Genomic DNA, 6,590 nt, shown 5'->3' with positions numbered 1-6,590 from the left:
CCTTTTGTCATTCTCTAGTTGTGTTTCTTAATTATACAAAAAAGTACCCCATAGGTAGACTTTTTTTACATGTCTACTCTATAGGGTACAGTTTAACCCGTCCTAAGGGTTGAAATTCCTAAACCAAATGGTGGGATAAGGCTCTTAGGCATCCCGACGGTCAAAGATAGAGTTATTCAACAAGCGATAGCACAAGTCCTTACACCTATGTTTGATAAGAAGTTTAGTGATTATAGCTACGGATTTAGGCCTAACCGGTATGCCGAGATGGCTATCATACAAACTCTAGAGTATCTAAATGATGGTCATGAATGGATTGTAGATATTGACTTAGAACGTTTCTTCGACACAGTAAATCATGATAGATTGATGAATCTCGTATCAAAAACTGTCGATGATGGGGATGTCATTTCACTCATCCGTAAATTCCTAGTAAGTGGTGTGCAAATCGATGAGGAATATAAAGAAACAGTCATAGGAACTCCTCAAGGCGGAAACCTATCTCCGCTACTTAGTAACATTATGCTTAACGAACTGGATATAGAACTTGAAAAGCGTGGGCTCCGATTCGCAAGATATGCGGATGACTGTATTATTATGGTCAAAAGCGAGATGGCGGCGAAACGAGTAATGAGGTCAGTGACGAAGTTGATCGAAGAAAAGTTGGGTTTGATTGTCAATAGCACAAAGACGAAAGTGACAAGACCAGATGACCCTAATATGAAATTTCTGGGTTTTGGCTTCTTTAAAGATTATCAAGCCGACTTATACAAGGCAAAACCACACCAAAAGTCAGTAGAAAACTTCAAATACAAACTGAAACTTTTAACGAGGAAGAATTGGAGTGTTGAAACGAAGTTTCAGGTTGAACGAATCAACCAAGTCATACGAGGATGGGTAAATTACTTCAAAATTGGCTACATGAAAAGCGTGCTAGGTAAGATAGACACCCATACAAGAGTTCGGCTGAGAACATGCATATGGAAGAAATGGAAAACAGCCAAGAATCGAAGGAAGAACCTAATCAAGCTTGGAATGGAAAGATACAACGCTTATAAATATAGCCATACAAGTAAAGGGGCAGTCCGTATTGCCTACTCGTGGGTACTTACAACGACAATTACAAATAAGAGACTAGCTAGTTTCGGGCTAATCTCTTGTGTCCAGCATTACAAAAAAGTACATGTTTAGTATGAAATTGAACCGCCGTATACGGATCCGTATGTACGGTGGTGTGAGAGGTCGGATAATCAATTAATGATTATTCTCCTACTCGATATGCATGTAACTTTACCTTAATAACTTTACTTCAGTAATTTTAATTAAGTAATTTTATGATAGTAAAAATATATCTAAACTGAGAGATTGGTAACTTTACATTTGTCTCTAAGGCTTAGTCCTAATATCAAGGAAAGATTGTCCATAAGCCGAATAGTATAGTAACAGTATGGTTCTGGGGGGAAAACAGTGAGTAGAGATCTTAATGTTGAGGAAGCTTTAAAGATACTAAAGGAATTTTACATAACTGACTCAATACAAATGTTGTCCAGATGGATTAGGGAAGGGTCAATTGTTGCAAGCCGCACCGACAATAGAAAGGATGGGTGGCGGATAACAATAGAAAACCTTTACGAGTTTATTGAAAAAAAAAGGCCGGGTTGGCCGAGGATATTGGCTTTGTATAAACAGGACATTGATGAGTTAGAACTAGAACCTGACATTAACGAAGAATTTAATCGCTTAGCTACAAAAACTGAGACAAATGAAGAAGGTGGGAAAACGGTTGAAAATCCTATAAATGAAAATTCACGGGAATTGGGAGATGAAAATACAACCTTAAACGCTAGTACAAACAATTATGAGCAAGAGAAGTCCATAGTTCAATCCACTGATTTGGATATTCTAAAGAAGCAAGTGGAAGAGTTAAAGTTGCAGCAGGGGAAAATAGAATTAACGTCCAATAATTCCATTAAGGAAATAGAACAATATTTAAAGGAACATCAGAGTAAAATATTTTCAGAAATAGATCAGTTGAGACAAAAATTAACCGCTCTCGATCAGATGGAAAATCAGTTAAAAAAATATATTGATGACTCTATATCAAAAACAAAACATAAAAAGGAAAATAAAACACAAGTCAATAAAAATCAGATGAGTTTACCAGGAGTGGGTAAGGAGGAAGAGTGGGAGACAGAGAACCAGTAAGTTAACATTGGGTACGTTAAGAAAAAGGAAAAATTCATTCCAAGAATCGTGGTAGTGTAAAATGTTCTTATCACATGTCCTTAATACCCGGTGTCGGGGAATCTTCTGAAACCGATGAAATTTACTTGCAAAAATCTAATTTTGAGGTCTACGTCTTGAGAGCGGAGTGTTCTCAGTTTCAAGGGGAGGCTATAGTGCCGGGAAGGGTACCAGATTGAGAGTCTATACTAAATATGGATGTTAACGGTCATAGCCACTGTTATGGCCGTTTATACATAAAAGCTGTGTTATAGAAATATCTTAAACTTGATCTTGGCCGCACTAAAATACGATTTCTAATGTAGCTTGTATGGGACAGATCGGAAAAAACACAAACGTAAAGCCATTGGCAGTTCTGTTGAAGGGAAAACAAGAGATTTTTCTAAATGAAAAACAATGAGGAGGGCTATATAATAGCCTCTCCTCATTAAGTTAAATATTTAACAGGTTAACTGCCGGAATGGGTTGCTGTAGATTGTTGTTGCCTAACCTTGGTTTTTGCTTCTTCAATACCCTAAGCCTGAACTTGTTGATAAAATATCACACCCGCGAGTTCATACTCGATGGTAAAAGTTTGTGCTTGAACTATGAAAACCACTCCTAATGTTGATATGTAATCTTTCAGGCAGAAGGATGTCTATCAGAATTTGATGAATTTCCTGTTCATGAAAATTAATTCAGCTCCCTCCAAACAGCAGATCGAGAATGAAGAAGGAATTACTGGAGGGTTCCAATAAAGAAAAGTCTTAAAATTAACAGTCCCGACCTCTAATATAGTACCTCCTAATTTGAAACTGTAACTGTTTATGGAAATAAACATCGTTTCACAATGATGAATAACCTTCCCGAAATGGCGCAAATTAACAAATGAAACGATAAGGTTTGATTAAAGGAGCCAAAGGAGGGGTTCTTCTGGTGTAGCTAATATACGTAGAGTTTGGTGCTTATAAAACAGCCTTTTCATCTCGATAGAGATTTACGCTTTTGGAAAACCATTTTTGTATGCAATATGTGATAAAAGAAAGGGGGTACAATTAATGTTTACAGTACAGTTTTATGACCGCTTGTCATTTCAACTGTTTAAAACTAAAACATTTGAAACGGTAAGTGAGATGGAAGATGAGGTAAATAATTATGGCCCCAAAGGTCGTTTATTTGTATTTTTTGAAAATCACTCCTTATTTGAAGGAACCTTTGTATGCTCAAGACCTTTTAGCCATAACGGAATAGATGGTTACCAATTGTTCTTTTATACGAACTTATCAGATAAAAAATACTTAACTAGTCCCAAAAAGCCGTTAACTACAGAAGAATATCTGGGATTCTAAATCTTATGAATGTAGGACCACGTTCGGCTGGTCAAAACAATCTTCCTGTAATTAATCCCATTGACTGTGTTTCATCATGATAAATAAGTTTCACAATGATGAATAATCTTCCAAAAAAGGAGCAAATTAAAAAGGAACAAAGCTTATGCGTCCATAAGAAGCTCCAAGCTTTGTTCAAATTGAGTCATAAAATGTTCCGTTAATGAGGGATTTCTCATTTGACATTGTTGTAGCATTAGGGTTACACGTTGAAGCCTTTGCTCTAAACGCTGTTCATCAGTCTGGAGAGGGTGGATGTCAAGTTCTTGCTGGAGCCTTTCTAGGACATGCAACCTTATGGTATCCGTTTTTCCGGTTTCTAAATTACTCAGATATCCAGGGGAAACTCCTATTCGGTGGGCAAAGTCATTTAGTGTATATCCTTTTTGTTCACGATGAGCCCGAATCATTGATCCAAAGTCCGACATGGTTGGTATCATCTCCTTGTTTAGACTCGGGAGGAAAAGCGGCAACTTTTCTTCCCCTCTTTCCTTTAGTATGGTCAATTGTCTTACTGGTATTCAATATGATGAATGGGATTTATAAGTGTTAAACCTGTGAATTCTTTTGAATAGCGGTAGTTACTAATTGAACGTAAGCGTAATGTTTTTGGGGTGTGTTGATGAATGTGTTTTTTTGGTAAATAAAAATGGGCTAGAGTAGGCCTTCCCACGAAAATTTGCCTTGTTGGCAGTTTTCTAAGGTAAACTTTAATGTTCTATTAGGAGGGTAACGATGTGGAAGATTTATTGAAACAGATGATCATTGATCTGAAAATCATCAATGCAAGTGTAAAGAATATTGTTGGGAACCCTGAAGATTTAGACACAAAACTAAATTATGTTTTATGTGAAATAAAAGCAGAGCAGGAGAAATTAGAAAAAGCACTATTTACACAAATTAATGAACAAATTGAAATGATATCTGAAAATGTAATAGATGGGCTTGCTACATTGAACATGAGAATTTACAATCTAGAACAAGCTGTTAACCAAATGCAAAAAAGAGGTGAGAAGTTAAACCTCACCAATTAGTGTAAAACAACATTCCGGACATTAGAATATCCTTCATTTTTGAAAAAAAAGGGTAAAGATGTTTTGTGGTATCGATTAAGCTAGCACCCCTATGAAGATAAGTGCATTACTGCTACTGGAATTCTGTCCATGAAGTTATGAGAAAAGCATTGAGCCTAACTAAATTGGCCCTATTCGTTAAAATTACCGGTTAGGATCAGAAAAGGTTAGAAAACGAGAAATAACATTACATATAGCACCCCAATTAGCACAATAATTCGGGTGTTTTTTTATGCACGGTATTATGGGCAATCAGAAGTATGCTTTTTCATATTATCTGAAGTAAAATTTTCATTTACCAAATAGAAATCGGCCAGGGTCAAACCTTTTTTGATTATAAAGCATATTTTCTAACTCTGAACCGGACTCGTTATTCTGTGAGGAGGGGCTTTTTCAACTCTCTCACCTTATCGGTTATATCTAGTTCGCCATTCACAATCACTTCAATTAATTCATCAGTATAGGTTTCTAGTTTAATTTGTTGCCACCAATTCCAGGCAACTAGTTCCGGTTTTTGACCGCGAATCGGAAATAATCCTTGTTTTAATACAATTCCAGCAGGGCTTTTATATCTAATCGTTATGGACACTACCACCATCATACCTCCTAAAATCCATGAAACGAAAGTTTGTTCGTGTTTATCATACTTCACAAGTTTATGAATGTATAGACTAGGAGGATATGTTTAGTGTGAACATCTATTTTAGTGTCATGGCTTTGCCCACATTAAAAAGTAACGGATTTTAGCATAAAAGTTTAGTTAGTTCATCCCGATCGATTAACCTTACCTCGTTTACCATCGCTAGTTCTCTTGCCGCAGGAGTAAAGTACCTGTTGGTAACGACAATTGCTCCATGAGCACGATAAAAACTGACGGCTGCCACAACTTGCTGGACTGCACTAACTCCAATGTTGCTATTATATCTCTTAGCCTGAACAACGTATTTCTTTCTGCCTTTTCTCAGAATTAAGTCTGCACCATAATCACCAGATCCCTGGGTTACATCGGCCAAATATCCTTGCCGTTCAAAAACGGGTTTTAAAAAACGTTCAAATTCCAGACCGGCCATGGTATCGACTTTTTTTAAATCTACGGGAAGTCCACTTTTATATCGAAAAGACTTGATAAATACAAGGATCATTCTAATAACAAACTTTCGGAACCTCTTATTTGTGAGGCCTACAAGGAAAGGTAAAGAAAGTAGAAATACCCCTGTTGATACATCACTCGGGATTTCTTTAATATAGTCGGCGGTTGTAAAAAACCAACAAAAAAGCATAATTCCACTGATTATATGTTTATCGAAATCCTTCCTTGATTTCCGTTTTGCCTTCATCGTTTACTCTCCTTGTTAATCTGACTAATAACTTTCTTTAACTCACGGTTAATTTGGCGCCCACTGAATCGAATGACCTTCCATCCGTTTTTTCGAAGATACGCATTTTTTTTCCGGTCATGAATTTTTTGTTCAGGTGTTGAATGAAAATCTTTACCGTCACATTCAATGGCTATCTTATGTTCCGGAAGGGTCAAATCGATTCTATATTTGCCACAAGGTACTTGTGTCCGTATGTGATAACCGTTGGATACGAGTGCTTTATATAGCCGCCTTTCGATATAGCTTTCGCATTTCAATTGTTGTAATGTGATGTAATCAATTACTGGTTCACCAGGCTTATGTAGATAGAAAGCAATAAGCCCTCCGGCAATTAGACTGAAAAATACAATATACTCGATTAGCATAGAATACGCACTTCCTTGTTGAACAAGTAATAGGTTGAAAGAAATTCTGTTATTTTCTTATCCATTAGGATTCCCATCGTTTAAGAGACGTACACATTCAGTCGGTGAAATCTATTAGATAGGGGAAAGCGAGAAGGGAAAACATTACACGTTACCTTTTTC

The 6,590-nt window shown here is 36.7% G+C and carries 7 protein-coding genes and 1 pseudogene; 4 read left to right on the top strand and 4 right to left on the bottom strand.

Going from position 1 to position 6,590, the window contains the following annotated elements:
* Window positions 1-108: 108 nt before the first annotated feature.
* The 3 genes and pseudogenes from ltrA to BMX30_RS20805 all read left to right on the top strand — a co-directional run.
* Window positions 109-1,191: pseudogene (gene ltrA, locus BMX30_RS20815) on the top strand (group II intron reverse transcriptase/maturase); the annotation flags it as partial.
* A gap of 276 nt (window positions 1,192-1,467) precedes the next feature.
* The gene (locus tag BMX30_RS20810; RefSeq protein ID WP_090749948.1) at window positions 1,468-2,205 is read left to right on the top strand and encodes a MerR family transcriptional regulator; all 738 of its coding nucleotides are present in this window, start codon (window positions 1,468-1,470) and stop codon (window positions 2,203-2,205) included.
* A 1,076-nt stretch (window positions 2,206-3,281) separates the two neighbouring features.
* Window positions 3,282-3,572 carry a hypothetical protein gene (locus BMX30_RS20805; RefSeq protein WP_090749946.1) on the top strand — a complete coding sequence of 97 codons (291 nt, stop codon included), beginning with the start codon at window positions 3,282-3,284 and terminating at the stop codon, window positions 3,570-3,572.
* 143 nt (window positions 3,573-3,715) lie between these two features.
* Here the strand turns inward: BMX30_RS20805 and BMX30_RS20800 are convergent, their stop codons facing one another.
* Complete coding sequence (locus tag BMX30_RS20800; protein ID WP_090749956.1) at window positions 3,716-4,039, bottom strand: helix-turn-helix domain-containing protein; 324 nt, start codon at window positions 4,037-4,039, stop codon at window positions 3,716-3,718.
* 309 nt (window positions 4,040-4,348) lie between these two features.
* Here BMX30_RS20800 and BMX30_RS20795 point away from each other — a divergent pair, with 309 nt between their 5' ends.
* A complete protein-coding gene (locus BMX30_RS20795; protein ID WP_090749944.1) occupies window positions 4,349-4,645 on the top strand; it encodes a hypothetical protein in 297 nt (98 codons plus the stop codon).
* A gap of 409 nt (window positions 4,646-5,054) precedes the next feature.
* On the opposite strand, the gene BMX30_RS20790 is transcribed toward BMX30_RS20795, so the two are convergent.
* The 3 genes from BMX30_RS20790 to BMX30_RS20780 all read right to left on the bottom strand — a co-directional run bounded on the left by BMX30_RS20790 (window position 5,055) and on the right by BMX30_RS20780 (window position 6,428).
* Window positions 5,055-5,285 carry a hypothetical protein gene (locus BMX30_RS20790; protein WP_139195427.1) on the bottom strand — a complete coding sequence of 77 codons (231 nt, stop codon included), beginning with the start codon at window positions 5,283-5,285 and terminating at the stop codon, window positions 5,055-5,057.
* A 142-nt stretch (window positions 5,286-5,427) separates the two neighbouring features.
* Entirely contained in the window at window positions 5,428-6,021 is a 594-nt protein-coding gene (locus BMX30_RS20785; protein WP_090749940.1) for a restriction endonuclease, read from the bottom strand.
* On the bottom strand, window positions 6,018-6,428 hold the full coding sequence (locus BMX30_RS20780) for an endonuclease domain-containing protein (RefSeq protein WP_090749938.1): 411 nt from the start codon (window positions 6,426-6,428) through the stop codon (window positions 6,018-6,020). The genes BMX30_RS20785 and BMX30_RS20780 overlap by 4 nt, the downstream gene beginning before the upstream one ends.
* Window positions 6,429-6,590 lie beyond the last annotated feature (162 nt).

It is taken from the genome of Mesobacillus persicus, assembly GCF_900109925.1.
Taxonomy (GTDB): Bacteria; Bacillota; Bacilli; order Bacillales; family Cytobacillaceae; genus Mesobacillus_B; species Mesobacillus_B persicus.
This window is presented reverse-complemented; position numbering and strand designations above follow the sequence as displayed.